This window comes from Serratia fonticola (genome assembly GCF_001006005.1).
Lineage (GTDB): Bacteria > Pseudomonadota > Gammaproteobacteria > Enterobacterales > Enterobacteriaceae > Chania > Chania fonticola.
Genome location: NZ_CP011254.1, coordinates 1,038,116 through 1,054,890 on the forward strand (window position 1 = coordinate 1,038,116; position 16,775 = coordinate 1,054,890).

Below are 16,775 nucleotides of genomic sequence, written 5' to 3' on the forward strand. Positions count from 1 at the left end.
ACGTGAAACATTGCGTTTATTTACACCTGATGTGGCCCTATAATCGAGTGCCAGTTACGATTAATTGAGGGATCCAATTGCGCTCATTGAGTGGTGACCTGCTGCTGCAACGCCTCGGCGAGCAGCCCGATGATAAACTGCACAAGCGGTTATACAATGCCATTCGTACCAGTATTCTGGATGGCAGCCTGCCTCCTTCCAGCCGCCTGCTGGCGTCACGCGATCTGGCACAAGAGCTGGGTCTCTCACGTAATACGGTTTTAACCGTTTATGAACAATTGCTGGCGGAAGGATATGTGTTTTCGCGCCAGGGAAGTGGAACCTTCGTCGCAGAAACGGTACCCGACAGCTGTTTATCCACCGCCAGCCAGCCGATTGGCGGTGACGGTGAGCAACGGCGTGCCGAGCTGTCACAACGTGGCATCACGCTACTGCAACACGCCAGTGCCAGCCCGAAACAGTGGGGAGCCTTTATCCCCGGCGTCCCCGACGTGAATGCATTCCCGCATCACATCTTCAGCAAACTCCAGGCACGCATCAGCCGCCGCCCGACATCGCAACGCTTAACCTACAGCAACCAGGGCGGCAGCCCGGAGCTGCGGCATGCGCTGGTGGACTATCTGCGGGTGTCGCGTTCGGTGCGCTGCTCGCCGGAACAAATTCTGATCACCGAAGGCATTCACCAGGCGATCGATCTGGTCACCCGCATGCTGTGCAATCCGGGAGATGACGCCTGGATCGAGGAGCCCGGCTATTGGGGGATCCGCAATATCCTGCGCATGAACGGCGTCAATATCTGCCCCTGGGCGGTGGACGAGGCCGGGATGGTGCCACCAGAACAACCGGCGGCCTTGCCACGGCTGATTTTTGTCACCCCTTCGCACCAATACCCGTTGGGCTCGGTGATGAGCCTGGCACGTCGGCAACGGCTGCTAGCTTTGGCCCGTGCGGCTGGCGGCTGGATCGTAGAGGATGATTATGACAGCGAATTCCGCTTCTCCGGCCAACCGATCCCCGCCTTGCAGGGGTTGGAAGCCGATGCGCCGGTGATCTACATCGGCACCTTCAGCAAAACGCTCTATCCGGCCCTGCGGCTGGGCTATGTGGTGCTGCCCAAGCCACTGATGGACGAGTTAAAAACGGCCCACGCCGAGCTTTATCGTGGTGGTCACCTGATCATTCAGGCGGCGCTGGCGCAGTTTATTCAGGAGGGCCACTATACGGCGCATATCCGCCGCATGCGGTTGCTGTATGCCAAACGCCGTGGGTTCCTCACCGCGTTGATTGAGCAGCATCTGGGTAAGCAGGCGTTGAGCGAGTTCAACAGCAATGCCGGGCTGCACCTGGTGCTCAATCTGCCGGATGATGCCGACGATGTCGCCATCGCTGCGGCGGCCAATGAACGCGGGGTGTTGGTAAGAGCGTTGTCACGGTATTACATGCTGCCAAACGCGCGGCGCGGCCTGCTGATGGGCTTTGCCTGCGTGCCCGAAGAGCAGATGGCGGCGGCGTTTGACGTGTTATTGGAGTGTATAGGTTCCCCTCACCCTAACCCTCTCCCACAGGGAGAGGGAACCGATCGAGTGGGCTGAAAGTATCGTGATTCTTCATGAGCACCGGCTGATTCGCCTTGGTTGAAGGGACATTCGCGTTTGCTGAGATTGCCTATTTACTGCCAAAAGAGCAGAGACTAACAGCTCCCTCCCTTTTGGGAACCGAGCGAGTTACTGCCAAAAGAGCAGAGACTAACAGCTCCCTCCTTTCTGAGAACCGATCGAGTTACAGCAAAAAGAGTAGAGACTAACAGCGCCCTCCATTGTGGGAACCGAGCGAGTTACTGCTAAAAGAGCAGGGGCTAACAGCTCCCTCTCCCTGTGGGAGAGGGTTGGGGTGAGGGGCATCAATCCAGCAAATCGCCGATATCATCCTGGGTGGATGGGGGATCCTGACGCATCCCCTTGGTCAGCCACAGCAGATAAATAAAACCGGCAAACAGCCAGGTGAAGCCCACTTTCAGCGCTTCGGGATCCAGGTTGACCCATAGCCATACCGACATACCGAAACCAATCAGCGGCAGCAGGCCGTATTTGAACATCGCGTTCAGCCCACGGCGTTTTTGGTTAATCAGGAAGTGTTTGATCACGCTAAGGTTAACGAAGGTGAACGCCCCCAGTGCGCCAAAGCTGATCATCGACACCACCATGCTCAAATCCATCCACAACGCCAGCAACGAGATGATCGCGACAAACACAATCGCGCGCCACGGAGTGCGGAAACGAGGATGAAGGTGGTAGAACACTTTGCGCGGCAACACGCCTTCACGCCCCATGGCGTAGAAAATACGTGAGACGCCGGTTTGTGCAGACATGGAAGAGGCATACACCCCGGTGAGGTAAGTGGCCATAAAGAAGTTGTACATCCACTTGCCGCCCACGTGCTCCGAAATAATCAGGCTGGCGGTGTCCTGATGCGGGATCAGTGATTGCCAGTCAGGATAGGCCAGATGCGCGGCGTAGGAGACGGCAACAAAGATGCCACCGGCACAGATCACGGTAATCAGGATCGCGCGCGGCAAAGTACGTTTGGCGTCGGCGGCCTCTTCGGCCATGGTAGCAATGGCATCAAAACCCAGGAAGGCCAGGCACAGCACCGCAGCCCCGGCGATCAGGCCAGAGAAGTCACCGGCATCCACCAGCAGCGGCTTCATCAATGACGCCGGGCTGAGATCGGCCTCGCTAAACGCCAGCACGATAAACAGCACGATAAACACCATCTGCAAGGCAATCAGCGTGAAGTTCACCGAGCTAAGCAGGCGCACGCCCAGAATATTCAGCGCGCTGACGCTGGCAATCGAGCCAAGAATAAACACGTAAGCAGGGATCGACGGGAATGCCTCGTGCAAGAAGATACCTAAAACCAGATAGTTAAGCATCGGCAGGAACAGATAATCGAGGATCTGCGCCCAACCTACCAGGAAACCGGTTTTACCACCAAAACTACGCTGTACGTAGGAATAGGCCGAACCTGCCAGCGGCATGGCGTTGGTCATCCGGCAATAGCTCAGGGCGGTAAACAGGATGGTCACGATGGTAACCAGATAAGCGACGGGTAAGTGGCCCTGGCTTAACACGGTAACCTGACCGTAGGTGGTAAACACGCCCAGTGGCACCATATAGGCAAGGCCAAACGCAACCAGGGCGGGGGTTTTAAGAACTCGTTGCAACCGAATGTTTTGCGGCATTACCGTATCATCTCCTGGCGCAGCTCAGCGCTATTCAGGGCCAATCCCAATAGGCTATTTGATTCGCTGCGGTAAAAACAAGGGGACGGATTCTGGCACAAGTTAGGCTGCCGGGGAAGCTAACAATCCGCTTTCAGAAAACCAGGTGGCAATAGGTAAAGAACTGGGGCACAACCCGTTGATTTATTGTTTGCAGGATGAGGAAAAGCGGTAAAAATTACCCTTCATGGCAATGTTGCCGAATTTGTAGAGGCGCTGCATGCAACGCCTCCAGTAAAATGACCGCTTAATTCACATTGCTATCAGGATTGATAGCTGATCTTCCCACCAACCAACGTCCGCTCGATGCGGGTTTGGTACAGTTTCTCTGCCGGTTGCTCAAACAGATTATGGTGCAGGACGATCGCATCAGCAAATTTGCCCACTTCCAGTGAGCCAATGTACTGCTCTTTGGCGATCATATAGGCCGCATCGATGGTGGCTGCGCGCAGCGTCTCGATCAGGGTCAGATCGCGATCGTTATCCAGACGTGGCCCAGCAGGGTTGCCTTCGCTATCCCACGCGCGGCGGGTCATCCCCACCTGCAGGTTATACCACTCATCCAGGCGATCGATCGGCCAGTCACTGCCATAGGCCAGCCGCGCACCGGCATCCAGGAAGCGTGCCGCGGGCTCCAGGTGAGGGAAACGAGCTTCACCCAGCATCTCGCGCTCTTCATCGATCAGCACGCCTGGTAAACCGGCCCACTGGAACGAAAGTACCGCCGTCGCGGCCAAAGAGGCAAAGCGCGCATACTGATGCGGCGCAACCAGTTCGTTATGGGCCAACCCTGGGCGGATATCCTTGCCCGGGCAGGCCGCACGCATCAGCTCAACCGCATCCAACACCTGCTCGATTGCCCCATCGCCTACCGTATGGGTATGCGGATGCAGGCCAGCACGACCACATTCGACGATCAGTGCGTTCAGTACCGGCGTGGTGAAGTAGAGATCGCCATAACGCTCACTCTTGGCTTCCCCATGATGTTCGCGGTAAGGCTCCAGCAGCGCTGCTGTCATAGTGGGTGGCTGCAAAACACCATCAACGAACAGCTTAAGATGGCCAACAGAGATCCCGGCCTGTGGCGTCCAAGGCTGGCTGCTCCACTGTTCGGCAAAGGCGACAACCTCTTGCACCGCACGGGCAGCGTCTTCCGGCCCTTGTACGCTATCTGGCGTGACTTCTTTAGCCCCCAGCACGCGTAAGGTCAGCTCACCGCGATCGCGCAGTACGGCGAAAGCCTCCAGCTGTTCCGCAAACACGCGGGTGTCCATCACCGTGGTTACGCCCTGCTCATGCAGTACCTGCTGCACATGGGCAGCCACCTGTACGTTCTGTTCCGCCGTGCCGGAAGGAATGCTGTCGAAGGCGCGCATGGCCGGAGCATCTTCCAGGATCCCGGTCAGTTGGCCATTGGCATCGCGGGCGATCTTGCCATCTGGCGGCACTGGCGTATTTTCATCAATGCCCAACATCTCCAGCGCACGGCTGTTAGCCGCCAGCGTGTGGCAATCGTTAGCGAACAACGCTACCGGGCGGCGGGTGTTCAGAGAGTCCAGCAGAGCACGGCTCATGTCCGCCCCCACCGGGATCATCGCCTGACGCTGCCAGGCGCGCACCGTCAGCCATTCGTCATCGCCAACCGGATACTTATCCAGATGATCCTGTATATGCTGCAAGGTCTGCTCTGCCGTCAGCGCCGCATAGTGCAGGCTGCACCCCCTGAGCTGTTTGCCGCCCCAGAACGGGTGCATATGGCTGTCGATCAGACCCGGCATCATCATTTTACCGTGCAGATCGATGCGTTCGGTGGTGGGTGTCGCCAGCGCAAGCACCTGCTCATCTGTCCCTACAGCAAGAATGTATCCTTGCCCTATCGCCAACGCACTACAAACACGATTTTCCGCATCTGCGGTGAAGATAGTGCCGTTGTAATAAATTACCTCGGCTGCTGTTGCCACTGGAGTCATAGTCATTGTCTCGAAACCTCACAAAATGACCTTAAGTATACCAAAAACTCCCCAGCTTGGCCCCTCAGGCGGGGTTACATTGCTTGAAAGCACCAACCCTCTGCCGACCAAGCCAAACGATGGGTCAATCGCAGCGCCTGCAAGAAATCCTCATCGTGCGATACCACCAGCATCGCCCCCGGGAACTCCGCCAGCGCCGCTTCAATTGCCTGCGATGAGGCCAGATCCAAATGGTTGGTCGGTTCATCCAACAGCAGGAGCTGCGCAGGCTCACGCCGCCACAGCACACAGGCCAGCGCCGCTTTCAACCGCTCTCCGCCACTCAATGCCACCAACGGCAGCGTGACCCGGTCGGCATTCAGTTGCAGTTGCGCTAGTTGGCTACGCAACACTCCTTCGGCCAGCGGGGTATCCTGTAAACCCAGATGATCGACCACCGAACGCGTCAGATCGAGTTGGGACAGGTTTTGATCGAGATAGGCCAGCGATACCGAGCAATGGCAATGACCAGCGCTGGCAGCCAGTTGCCCCAGGATCACCTTCAACAGCGTGGATTTGCCACAGCCGTTGGGGCCGGTGATGGCGACGCGCATCGGGCCATCCATCCGCCAGTCGAGCGGCGGCAAGGTGACAAACGGCAGTTGTAACTGTTCCAGTACCAACACCTGCTTACCCGTAGCCACCGCGCTGCCCGGTAAGGTCAGCATTACCGGGTTATCCTCTTCAACCCGTTCCCTCGCCTCGCGCACCGCTTCATCCAGCGTGTTCTTTTGCCCCTGATGCTGTTTACGCAAGGTGCCCATCGTGTCGCGCGCAGCCCCTTTGAGGGCCGCTTTCTCAAAAGAGGCGATATTCAGCGAGTCCACGGTTCTCAGCGTGCGGGCGGAATGGCGCTGGTAATTGTCATGTTCTTTCTGCTGGCGGGCGCGGACGCGCCGTCTTTCCAGCGCGGCATGTTCCAGTTGGGCACGCGCCGCCTGTTGCTCTTGCTCCCGCAGCCGATGGTAATCGTGATAATTACCGCCATAGCTGCGCAGTGCCTCGGGTGTCAGTTCGACAATCCGCTGCATCCGCGCCAGCAGTTGCCGATCGTGGCTGGCAATCAACAAACCACCCCGCCACTGTGCCAATTGCTGATACAGCCATTCACGGCCCGTGCTATCGAGGTGATTGGTCGGTTCGTCCAGCAACAGGAAATCGGCCCCCGACATTAACGCGCCACACAAAGCCGCACGCATACGCTCGCCGCCACTCAGCTCTCCGGCTGGCCGTTGCGGGTCAAAATCAGGCAATCCCGCCGCCGCAAAAGCCGTGCTCAGGCGATCTGCCAGATCCCATTGGCCCTCAAGACGATCGATATCGTCCAGCCGTGGGCAACCTTGCTCAAGACGGGCCTGGGCGGCAAACACCTCGCCGTAGCCCAGCAGCGTTGCCAGAGTCGTCTGTTCGGTGAAGTGCGGCTGCTGCGCCACATAGGCGAAGGTTGCCTGCGTTTCAATATGGCCAGAGGCGGGTTGATCCAGCCCGGCAATCAGACGTAGCAGGCGAGTTTTCCCCACGCCGTTACGCCCCACCAAGCCACAGTGCTGCTGTTCAACGGCCAGATTAAGCGGGCCAAACAACGTTTCGCCATTGGCAAACTGACAGGTTAATTGATGTAAAACGAAATAAGGGGACTGCGCAAAATGAGCCATAAGCACTCCTGAATGAAATCAAAACATCCCCATACGGCACGGGCGTGCTCGGCATGGGACCAGATATCAGCAGGTGTGGTTGTTCATTTTCGGTAATGGCTCCGCAGAGAGAAAAGGGATAAAGCGAGCCGATGTTAGCCGATCTTTTATACCGATTGCAAACATGAGGTCTATCACATTCAGCACATCCGCGTTTCCCAAGTGCGCCAACAACGGCTAGATTTATCTCATCCGACCACTTGAGTGGTCGTCAAAACTATAACAACTCATACCCTATGGATTTCAAGCTGCAGCTAGGCGACAAGCTTGCTCATCCCCAGGAGCTTACTTTTGGGTAAGTGACTGGGGTGAGCAAGCGCAGGTAACAACGCTGCAGCTTGAAAGACGACGGGTATATATTGTGGAGACTGCAATGCGTGCTTACCCCAACCTGCTTGCGCCGCTGGATCTTGGCTTCACCACCCTGAAAAATCGGGTGCTGATGGGCTCGATGCACACCGGCCTGGAAGAACTGCCTAATGGCCCCGAGCGTATGGCAGCATTCTATGCCGAACGGGCCGCTGCCGGTGTCGCCCTGATCGTCACCGGCGGTATTGCCCCCAATGAGAAAGGCGTGGTGTATCGCGGAGCATCGGTCCTGAACCAGCCACAGCAGGTTGCCCATCACCGGATCGTGACTGAGGCTGTCCATCAGGCTGGGGGCAAGATTGCCCTGCAAATCCTGCATACCGGGCGCTATAGCTATCAGCCACAGCCGGTAGCTCCTTCTGCGCTGCAAGCACCGATCAACCCATTCAGCCCAGCGGCGCTGACTACCCAAGAAGTTGAACAAACCATTGCCGACTTCGCCAACTGCGCGGCATTGGCTCAGCAGGCTGGCTATGACGGCGTGGAAGTCATGGGGTCTGAGGGCTACCTGATTAACCAGTTCCTGGTCTCGCGCACCAACCAGCGCACCGACCAATGGGGCGGCAGTTTCAGCAACCGCATGCGTTTCGCCGTCGAGATTGTGCGGGCCGTGCGTGAAGCGACCGGGCCGGAATTTATTCTGATCTACCGCCTGTCGATGCTCGATCTGGTGGAGGATGGATCCAGTTGGCAGGAGATCGAACAGCTTGCCGTGGCGATCGAACAGGCTGGCGCAACGCTGATCAACACCGGTATCGGCTGGCACGAAGCACGCATTCCTACCATCGCCACCATGGTGCCACGCGCCGGGTTCAGCTGGGTGACGCGCAAGCTGATGGGCAAAGTGAAGATCCCGCTGATCACCACCAACCGCATTAACGATCCGGCGGTGGCGGAACAGGTTTTGGCCGATGGCTGTGCCGACATGGTCTCCATGGCGCGCCCGTTCCTGGCGGATGCGGCGTTCGTGCAGAAGGCCGCTGAAGGCCGTGCAGACGAAATCAACACCTGCATTGGCTGCAATCAGGCCTGCCTGGATCAGATTTTCGATCACAAACTCACTTCCTGCCTGGTCAACCCTCGCGCCTGCCGCGAAACCGAAATGCCACTCATCGCCACGGCAATGCCTAAAAAACTGGCCGTGGTGGGCGCTGGGCCTGCCGGGTTGGCGTTTGCCACCACCGCCGCCAGCCGTGGGCATCAGGTAACCCTGTTTGACGCCGCCGAGCAGATCGGTGGCCAGTTCAATATCGCCAAGCAAATCCCCGGCAAGGAGGAGTTTCACCAGACGCTGCGCTATTTCCGCCGTCAGTTGGCGCTCAATGAAGTGGAACTGAAACTGGGACAGCAGGTGCAACCGCAGGATCTGGCGGATTTCGATGAGGTGATCCTCGCCTGCGGAATCGTGCCGCGTATGCCAGCGATTGCGGGCATCGAACACGCCAAGGTGATGAACTATCTCGATGTTTTGCGCGATAAAAAACCGGTTGGGCAACGGGTCGCCATCATTGGGGCCGGGGGAATTGGCTTCGACGTCGCCGAATACCTCAGCCAGCACGGCACCTCCAGTAGCCTGGATCCGGCAGCGTTTAACCGCGAATGGGGGATCGATTCACAGCTCGAGCAGCGCGGGGGCCTGAGTGCCCAAGGGCCGGAAGTGCCAGCCTCGCCACGCCAGATATTCCTGTTGCAACGTAAAACCAGCAAGGTCGGTGAAGGCCTGGGTAAAACCACCGGTTGGATCCATCGCACCAGCCTGGCGGGACGTGGCGTGAAGATGCTTAACAGCGTGAACTATCAACGGATTGACGACGAAGGGCTGCATATCCTACGTGCCGAGCAGGAAAGCTGCTTGCCGGTAGATACGGTGGTGATTTGTGCCGGGCAAGAACCGCGCCGTGAATTGCAGCAACCACTGCTGGAGATGGGGAAAACGGTGCATCTGATTGGCGGTGCCGACGTGGCTGCCGAGCTGGATGCCCGCCGCGCTATCGATCAGGGCACGCGGCTAGCCATGGCTCTGTAATCCATTGATTTTACGGGCGCAGCATGCTGCGCCCCTTCATTAATAACGCGCGCCAGACTTGACCGCTTTGAGGATCAGGAACTTCTGGTTGGAGGCCACGGTGGTGCAGTTGCCGAACAAACGCCTCAGCTTCTGGTAGTAATCCAGATGGCGGTTGCCCACGATCCATAGCTCACCCCCCACTTGCAGGCAGCGCTTGGCGTCGCAGAACATCTGCCAGGCGGTGTGATCGGTGATCGCATGCTGCTGGTGGAACGGTGGGTTGCACAGTACCGCCTGCAGGCTTTCACGCTCAATGCCCGCCAGCGAGTTGTTCACTTCAAACTGACAGCGATCCATCTCCTGCGGCAGGTTGTGCGCCACGTTCAACTCGCTGGACGCCACCGCCATGTAAGACTCATCGACGAAGGTCATCTGCGCTTGCGGGTTCTGCACCAAGGCACGCATACCGATAATACCGTTGCCACAGCCGAGATCGACAATATGGCCCTGCAAATCCTTCGGCAGGTTTTCCAGGAACAGGCGTGCGCCAATATCCAGGCTACCGCGTGAGAACACGTTGGCATGGTTGTGGATCAGCCAGTCCGTGCCGTCAAGCAGCCAGTCGGTGGTTTCCGGCGCTGCCGGTGGCACGATGTCAGCTACCTGGCAATAAATCAGGCGGGCCTTTTTCCAGGCCAGGCTGGTGCGGGTTGGGCCAAGCACTCGCTCAAACACTTGCATGGTCGAGGTATGCACGTCACGCGCTTTGGCACCGGCCACGATCAGCGTATCGGGTGCCACCACGTCACGCAGGGCACGTAATTGCTGCTCCAGAAGCGCCAACGCTTTCGGGATACGGATCAACACTACCGCCGGGTTGGCAGGCAGTTCGGCCAGGCTGTCTTGCAAGGTGACCTGTTCAACATCGAGCTCGTTCAGCTTGAGGTTATGGCGCGTCGCCAGTTGGCTCATGTATGAGTCGCTGATGCTGTAAGGCTTATAGCCATGCAGGGCACAGGCCAGCGTGCCGAAGTTGTCGTTAAAAATCAGTACCGGGCGTTCACCGATATCGACATTTTCCAGCTGTTGCAGCAGATATTCGTCCGCCGCTTCCCACGCCTGCAGCTGGGTGGCTTCTTCCTGTTGGGGATAACGCTCCAGCTCAAGTTGCTGTGTTCCCAGATCGAGTTGGCTCATTGCCCCTCCTGAATAGTAAATTTGGGCTGTTTATCCCCTAAAAACGCTCGGCAGTAAAATGTTTTTTGGGATTAATTACCCTTTAAGGGATTTGAGCAACAAAACGTCATACAATGCTCGCCCCGGTTTACCACTGAATACTGAATAACATGTCTGAACTGAGCTACCTGCAAGGCTACCCCGATCATCTGCAAATGCAGGTGCAACAACTCATCCAGCAACAGCGTCTGGGCGAGGTTTTGTTGCAGCGCTATCCGCAGGTTCATGGCTGCACCACCGACAAGTCGCTTTATCAGTTTACCGTCGATCTGAAAAATCAGTATCTGCGTAATGCTCAACCGCTGAGCAAGGTGGCCTACGACAGCAAAATCCAGGTGATGAAGCACGCCTTGGGGCTGCATACCGCCATTTCCCGGGTGCAAGGTGGCAAGCTGAAGGCCAAAGCCGAGATCCGCGTGGCGACGGTGTTTAAAAACGCCCCAGAGCCTTTCCTGCGCATGATCGTGGTCCACGAGTTGGCGCACCTGAAAGAGAAAGACCACAACAAGGCGTTTTACAGCCTGTGCTGCCATATGGAACCCAGCTATCACCAGTTGGAGTTTGATACCCGTCTGTATCTGACCCATCTCTCCTTATTCGGTGAACTCTATGAATAATCAGACTTTTTAAGCAAATATTCGCCTAATCTCTGCGGCGTGATAATCTGGTTCCTTGAGCTATCTTCCTGTGGAAACTGGAGTCACCCATGATTCGCTTTGCTGTTGTCGGCACCAACTGGATCACCGAACGTTTTATCGATGCGGCTCACGAAAGCGGCAAGATGAGGCTGACCGCCATCTATTCGCGTAAGCTCGAACAGGCGCAGGCCTTTGGCGCCAACTATCCGGTCGAACACTTCTTTGACTCGCTGGAAGCGCTGGCGCAATCCGACGTGATTGATGCGGTGTATATTGCCAGCCCCAACTCTCTGCACTGCCAACAATCTCTGCTATTCCTCAGCCATAAAAAGCATGTGATTTGCGAGAAGCCGCTGGCGTCAAATCTGCGCGAAGTGGAACAACTGGTGGCCTGCGCACGGGAAAATCAGGTGGTGCTGTTTGAAGCGTTCAAAAGCGCCCACTTGCCCAATTTTCTTATCCTGCAACAGGCATTGCCGAAGATTGGCAAACTGCGTAAGGCATTTATCAACTATTGCCAATACTCCTCTCGCTATCCCCGTTACCTGGCCGGTGAAAATCCGAATACCTTCAACCCGCACTTTTCCAACGGCTCTATCATGGACATTGGCTATTACTGCGTGGCCAGCACCGTGGCGCTGTTTGGTGCGCCGCAAACGGTATTGGCTAGCGCAACATTGCTCGATACCGGGGTGGATGCCCACGGCAGCGTGTGCCTGAACTATGGTGACTTTGACGTGGTGATCAGCCATTCCAAGGTCAGCAACTCGGACATTCCGAGCGAGATCCAGGGCGAAGAAGGCACGCTGGTGATTGAAAAAATCTCCGAAGCCCAAGGCGTGGTGCTGACGCCACGCGGTGAAAATAGCCAGGTACTGACCCAGCCGCAACATATCAATACCATGCTGTATGAAGCACAAGTGTTTGCCGAACTGGTGGAAAAACGGCAGGTCGAGCATGTGGGCCTGGAGAATTCCCTGATCGTCGCCAGCCTGCTGACGGAGATCCGCCGCCAGACCGGCGTAGTGTTCCCCGCTGACGGAGAATAAGATGAAACCGCTGTTGTTGATGCAAACCGGTGATGCACCGCAGATGATCCAGCAGGAGCAGGACAACTTTGAGCAGATGTTCCTAAAACAGGGGAATATCGACGCCGATCGAGTACATATCGTGCACGTCCTCGCCGGTGAAACACCGCTGCCTCCGGAAGATTACTGCGGCGTGGTGATCACCGGTTCAGCTGCGATGGTGACCGAACGACTTCCCTGGAGCGAACGGGCGGCAGAATGGTTGCGCCAGGCAATGCAAATCAATCTGCCGATCTTTGGCGTGTGCTACGGCCACCAGCTTCTGGCTTATGCGCTGGGCGGCGAGGTGGGCTACCACCCACAGGGAATGGAGGTTGGCACTCTCGAGATCGAGTTATTACCCGCTGCCCGCTCAGATAAGCGTCTTGCCACCCTGCCTGTTCGCTTCAACGTGAACCTGATCCATGCGCAAAGCGTACTAACGCCGCCGCCAGGGGCTGAAGTGCTGGCCCGCTCGCAACAGGACGCCTGCCAAATCCTGCGTTACGGTGATAACGCCCTGACCACCCAGTTCCACCCGGAATTTAACGGGGCGATCATGCAGCGCTACCTGAGCTGGCTCAGCGAGTTGGAACCGGCCAAGCAGCAAACTTATCGGCTTAAACAACAACAGGTTAGCGATACCCCGTTCAGCCAGCTGTTGCTGCAGGACTTTGTCGCCAGCCTTGGCGTCCAGCAGGCATTGGCCGGGGTCGGTTGAGGTTAGCCGCCATAATCTGTTATCCGGGGCGCTAGACGCCCCGCGATTATTTGGCAAATAGCCATAAACGCCAAATGTTATGACGATCACACAAATGTAAACAGCATGTTATCAATCATTGATCCATGCAGGTAATTTCATCATCTCCCCTTTTCAAGATCCCCCGTTTACTGAATACTGGCATAGCAAACATACTTAGTTACAGATATGACGATAAGTTGCCCGGCCACGTTTCAGCCGAGGCGCAGCAATCTGTACATCACATTCTCAGGGAGCGGAAACGCAAGCGCATCATGAATAAACTCTTACTACGCATCACTCAGGGCAGCCTGGTTAAGCAAATATTGATCGGCCTGGTAGCGGGCATTGTGGTGGCACTGGTTTCGCCAGCCGCTGCAGCAGCCGTTGGCCTGCTCGGCTCGTTGTTCGTTGGCGCGCTGAAGGCGGTGGCACCGCTGCTGGTACTGGTGTTGGTCATGGCCTCCATTGCCAACCATAAGCAGGGCCAAAAAACCAATATCCGCCCCATCCTGTTCCTCTACCTGCTGGGTACCTTTGCCGCCGCGCTTACCGCCGTGGTGATCAGCTTTATGTTCCCTTCCACGCTGGCACTGGCTGTAGGCACCACCGATATCAACCCGCCGGGTGGCATCGTTGAAGTGCTCAAAGGCTTGCTGATGAGCGTGGTGGCGAACCCATTCCATGCGCTGATCAACGCCAACTATATCGGCATCCTGGCCTGGGCCGTGGGTTTGGGGCTGGCACTACGCCATGCGTCTGATACCACCAAATCGCTGATCACCGATATGTCCCATGCCGTGACCATGGTGGTTCGTGCGGTGATCCGCTGTGCGCCGCTGGGTATCTTTGGCCTGGTAGCGTCAACCCTGGCCGATACCGGCTTTAGCGCACTGTGGGGCTATGCCCAACTGCTGTTCGTGCTGATCGGCTGTATGCTGCTGGTGGCGTTGGTGCTGAACCCGCTGATCGTTTACTGGAAGATCCGCCGTAATCCTTATCCACTGGTGTTCACCTGCCTGCGCGAAAGTGGCGTTACCGCCTTCTTTACCCGCAGCTCCGCAGCCAACATTCCGGTGAATATGGAACTGAGCAGAAAGCTGAATCTGAACGAAGATACCTATTCGGTTTCTATCCCGTTAGGGGCGACCATCAACATGGCCGGTGCCGCGATCACCATCACCGTACTGACGCTGGCGGCGGTTCATACGCTGGGTATTCCTGTCGATGTGCCGACTGCACTGCTGTTGAGCGTGGTTGCTGCGATCTGTGCCTGTGGGGCTTCCGGCGTGGCCGGTGGTTCACTGCTGTTGATCCCGCTGGCTTGCAACATGTTCGGTATTCCTAACGAAATTGCGATGCAGGTCGTTGCCGTCGGCTTTATCATCGGCGTACTGCAGGACTCGGCTGAAACCGCGCTCAACTCCTCCACCGACGTGCTGTTTACCGCAGCGGCCTGTCAGGCGGAAGACCAGCGTTTGGCCAATGAAGATCCGCTGAAAGTTCGCTAAGTCCCCTCACCCCAACCCTCTCCCACAGGGAGAGGGAGCTGATAGCCTCTGCTCTGTTGGAAGAGAAGAGGTAATCTCAGCAACCTGCACTTTATTGCTTAACTGGCTGGCGCCCCTCTGCAACGGGCGCCTTTTTTTCGACCGCAAAAGGATCGATGCCGCGCAGTTGCAGGCGGCGGAAGCGGATAATGTTGAAACCGTTCATCAGCAGGAAACTGCCTTCAATCAGCGACCCCCCGATCGAACCAAGCCAGATGTTGTGGGTAACCCAGCAGGCCGTTGAACACCACATTACACAGCGGGTGGTCAAACCCCGGGTGCGGAACAACGCCCAGGTGCTGACGGTCGTACCGCAGATCGGCAGTATTTCGATCCAGTGGTGAAAACGGGATAAACCGATGATGAGCGTGAGGGAGATAAAGATCCACATTACCCATAGGCTGCGAGTCTTCATCGAGACCAGGTTGCGGCAGGCGCTGAGCAGTGCGCTACTCCCTGCAGCATTCGCCCCCATAAGGAGAAAGTGGATGCCGATAATCAGGCTGTAACCCGACAGCTGCAGTTTGAAACGCTGGTCATCGCGATTAAAAAAGCTGGTGATGCCTACCAAAAAAGCCAGCACGCCAACGGACTGCGCAAACCAATAAAACGTCATTAGGGAGATCCTGGGGCGGAAGTAGCAAGGCGTTTAAAACAAAACGCCGTTTTATGCTACTCCCGCTGGCTAGGCTTTACAACGTGACACCGCTTTTAAAGATCGCCAACTCGCGGAAATCATTCACTTCATTACGCGCCGGAGCGCCATCGGCAATGTCCACGATCAGATCGACAAACTGCTCCAGCATCTGCGCCATCGGCAAGCCGTGGATCAGGCGGCCTGCATCAAAATCGATCCAATGCGGTTTCTTCGCCGCCAGTTCCGAGTTGGTCGCCAGCTTCACCGTTGGCACAAAGCCACCGTAAGGCGTCCCCCGCCCGGTGCTGAACAGCACCATATGGCACCCTGCTCCCGCCAGCGCGCTGGTAGCAACCGCATCATTGCCCGGCGCACTCAGCAGGTTCAGCCCCGGCAGACGCAGGCGCTCACCGTATTTCAACACGTCCACCACCTGGCTCTGCCCGGCTTTTTGGGTACATCCCAAAGATTTCTCTTCTAACGTGGTGATGCCCCCAGCCTTGTTGCCTGGTGAAGGGTTCTCGTAAATCGGTTGGTTGTGGGCAATAAAATACTGTTTGAAGTCGTTGACCATGCTGACAGTTTTTTCAAAGGTGTCTTCATCGCGGCAGCGGCTCATCAGAATGCGCTCGGCACCAAACATTTCTGGCACTTCGGTCAGTACCGTGGTGCCGCCGTTAGCAATCACATAATCCGAGAAGCAGCCCAATAACGGGTTGGCCGTGATCCCCGATAAACCGTCCGATCCCCCGCATTCCAGGCCAAACTTCAGCTCGCTGAGCTTGCCCGGCTGGCGGCGATCGTCGCGCATAATCTGGTATAGCGCATGCAAATGTGCCAATCCGTCGGCAACTTCATCATCCTGTTGCTGGCAGACCATAAAGCGCACGCGCTGCTCATCATATTCACCCAGCGTAGTGCGGAAGGCATCCACCTGGTTGTTCTCACAGCCTAGGCCAATCACCAGAACCGCACCCGCATTGGGGTGACGCACCATATTTTGCAGCATGGTGCGGGTATTCTCATGATCCTGTCCGAGCTGTGAGCAGCCGAAGGGGTGGCTGAACAGATGCACGCCGTCGATCCCCTCTGCTTCTCCGGTTTCCTTCAAAAAACGTTGCAGGATCTGACGGGCGATGCCGTTCACACAGCCCACGGTCGGGATGATCCACAGTTCGTTGCGGATCCCTACCTCACCTTTGCTGCGGCGGTAAATCTGTACCTCACGATCTGCCGCCTGCGCCGGTAAGGTCTGGAACTCCGGTTGATACTGATAGCTGTCGAGATCGCTCAGGTTGGTTTTGGCATTTTGCGAATGAATATGTTCGCCCGCAGCGATGGCCACCAGCGCATGGCCGATCGGCAAGCCGTACTTGACGATCATCTCACCGGCAGCGATCGGTTCAAGTGCAAACTTGTGCCCCCGAGCAACGTCCTGCGCCAGTGCGATCGCCTGCCCTTCCCAGACAGGCTGGTCACCAGCCGCCAAATCACACAGTGCGACCGCCACATTATCTTTTGCATGGATCTTTATGATGCTTTGCATAA

The 16,775-nt window shown here is 56.9% G+C and carries 12 protein-coding genes; 6 read left to right on the forward strand and 6 right to left on the reverse strand.

The window, feature by feature from the left end:
* Positions 1-77: 77 nt before the first annotated feature.
* Positions 78-1,592: a MocR-like pyridoxine biosynthesis transcription factor PdxR gene (gene pdxR, locus WN53_RS04490; RefSeq protein ID WP_024483078.1), complete on the forward strand. Its 1,515-nt coding sequence runs from the start codon at positions 78-80 to the stop codon at positions 1,590-1,592.
* A 308-nt stretch (positions 1,593-1,900) separates the two neighbouring features.
* On the opposite strand, the gene WN53_RS04495 is transcribed toward pdxR, so the two are convergent.
* The 3 genes from WN53_RS04495 to WN53_RS04505 all read right to left on the reverse strand — a co-directional run bounded on the left by WN53_RS04495 (position 1,901) and on the right by WN53_RS04505 (position 6,944).
* Positions 1,901-3,241 carry an APC family permease gene (locus WN53_RS04495; protein WP_024483079.1) on the reverse strand — a complete coding sequence of 447 codons (1,341 nt, stop codon included), beginning with the start codon at positions 3,239-3,241 and terminating at the stop codon, positions 1,901-1,903.
* A 302-nt stretch (positions 3,242-3,543) separates the two neighbouring features.
* Complete coding sequence (locus WN53_RS04500; RefSeq protein ID WP_024483080.1) at positions 3,544-5,250, reverse strand: amidohydrolase; 1,707 nt, start codon at positions 5,248-5,250, stop codon at positions 3,544-3,546.
* A gap of 74 nt (positions 5,251-5,324) precedes the next feature.
* Entirely contained in the window at positions 5,325-6,944 is a 1,620-nt protein-coding gene (locus WN53_RS04505) for an ABC-F family ATP-binding cassette domain-containing protein (protein WP_024483081.1), read from the reverse strand.
* A 412-nt stretch (positions 6,945-7,356) separates the two neighbouring features.
* On the opposite strand from WN53_RS04505, the gene WN53_RS04510 reads away from it, so the two are divergent.
* Positions 7,357-9,378, forward strand: coding sequence for an NADPH-dependent 2,4-dienoyl-CoA reductase (locus WN53_RS04510; RefSeq protein ID WP_024483082.1), 2,022 nt, complete (start codon positions 7,357-7,359; stop codon positions 9,376-9,378).
* Positions 9,379-9,417: 39 nt separating this feature from the next.
* On the opposite strand, the gene rlmG is transcribed toward WN53_RS04510, so the two are convergent.
* Positions 9,418-10,557 carry a 23S rRNA (guanine(1835)-N(2))-methyltransferase RlmG gene (gene rlmG / locus WN53_RS04515; RefSeq protein WP_024483083.1) on the reverse strand — a complete coding sequence of 380 codons (1,140 nt, stop codon included), beginning with the start codon at positions 10,555-10,557 and terminating at the stop codon, positions 9,418-9,420.
* A 149-nt stretch (positions 10,558-10,706) separates the two neighbouring features.
* Between rlmG and WN53_RS04520 the strand changes: the two genes are divergently transcribed.
* The 4 genes from WN53_RS04520 (at position 10,707) to sstT (ending at position 14,551) form a co-directional block, all read left to right on the forward strand.
* Positions 10,707-11,213 (forward strand): M48 metallopeptidase family protein, encoded by a 507-nt coding sequence (locus WN53_RS04520; RefSeq protein ID WP_021806929.1) that lies wholly within the window; start codon positions 10,707-10,709, stop codon positions 11,211-11,213.
* An 89-nt stretch (positions 11,214-11,302) separates the two neighbouring features.
* Complete coding sequence (locus WN53_RS04525) at positions 11,303-12,283, forward strand: Gfo/Idh/MocA family protein (RefSeq protein WP_024483084.1); 981 nt, start codon at positions 11,303-11,305, stop codon at positions 12,281-12,283.
* A 1-nt stretch (position 12,284) separates the two neighbouring features.
* On the forward strand, positions 12,285-13,022 hold the full coding sequence (locus WN53_RS04530) for a glutamine amidotransferase (protein WP_024483085.1): 738 nt from the start codon (positions 12,285-12,287) through the stop codon (positions 13,020-13,022).
* Between the two features lie 293 nt (positions 13,023-13,315).
* Positions 13,316-14,551, forward strand: a complete 1,236-nt coding sequence (gene sstT / locus WN53_RS04535) for a serine/threonine transporter SstT (RefSeq protein WP_024483086.1) — start codon at positions 13,316-13,318, stop codon at positions 14,549-14,551.
* 91 nt (positions 14,552-14,642) lie between these two features.
* On the opposite strand, the gene WN53_RS04540 is transcribed toward sstT, so the two are convergent.
* Positions 14,643-15,206, reverse strand: coding sequence for a YgjV family protein (locus WN53_RS04540; protein ID WP_024483087.1), 564 nt, complete (start codon positions 15,204-15,206; stop codon positions 14,643-14,645).
* A gap of 76 nt (positions 15,207-15,282) precedes the next feature.
* A complete protein-coding gene (locus WN53_RS04545; RefSeq protein ID WP_024483088.1) occupies positions 15,283-16,773 on the reverse strand; it encodes a UxaA family hydrolase in 1,491 nt (496 codons plus the stop codon).
* Positions 16,774-16,775: the final 2 nt, after the last annotated feature.

Coding starts and splice junctions, on each gene's coding strand:
- WN53_RS04530 (WP_024483085.1), top strand. CDS start 12,285: ATGAAACCGCTGTTGTTGATGCAAACCGGTGATGCACCGCAGATGATC.
- WN53_RS04525 (WP_024483084.1), top strand. CDS start 11,303: ATGATTCGCTTTGCTGTTGTCGGCACCAACTGGATCACCGAACGTTTT.
- rlmG (WP_024483083.1), bottom strand. CDS start 10,557: ATGAGCCAACTCGATCTGGGAACACAGCAACTTGAGCTGGAGCGTTAT.
- WN53_RS04545 (WP_024483088.1), bottom strand. CDS start 16,773: ATGCAAAGCATCATAAAGATCCATGCAAAAGATAATGTGGCGGTCGCA.
- WN53_RS04540 (WP_024483087.1), bottom strand. CDS start 15,206: ATGACGTTTTATTGGTTTGCGCAGTCCGTTGGCGTGCTGGCTTTTTTG.
- WN53_RS04495 (WP_024483079.1), bottom strand. CDS start 3,241: ATGCCGCAAAACATTCGGTTGCAACGAGTTCTTAAAACCCCCGCCCTG.
- WN53_RS04505 (WP_024483081.1), bottom strand. CDS start 6,944: ATGGCTCATTTTGCGCAGTCCCCTTATTTCGTTTTACATCAATTAACC.
- WN53_RS04520 (WP_021806929.1), top strand. CDS start 10,707: ATGTCTGAACTGAGCTACCTGCAAGGCTACCCCGATCATCTGCAAATG.
- sstT (WP_024483086.1), top strand. CDS start 13,316: ATGAATAAACTCTTACTACGCATCACTCAGGGCAGCCTGGTTAAGCAA.
- WN53_RS04510 (WP_024483082.1), top strand. CDS start 7,357: ATGCGTGCTTACCCCAACCTGCTTGCGCCGCTGGATCTTGGCTTCACC.
- WN53_RS04500 (WP_024483080.1), bottom strand. CDS start 5,250: ATGACTCCAGTGGCAACAGCAGCCGAGGTAATTTATTACAACGGCACT.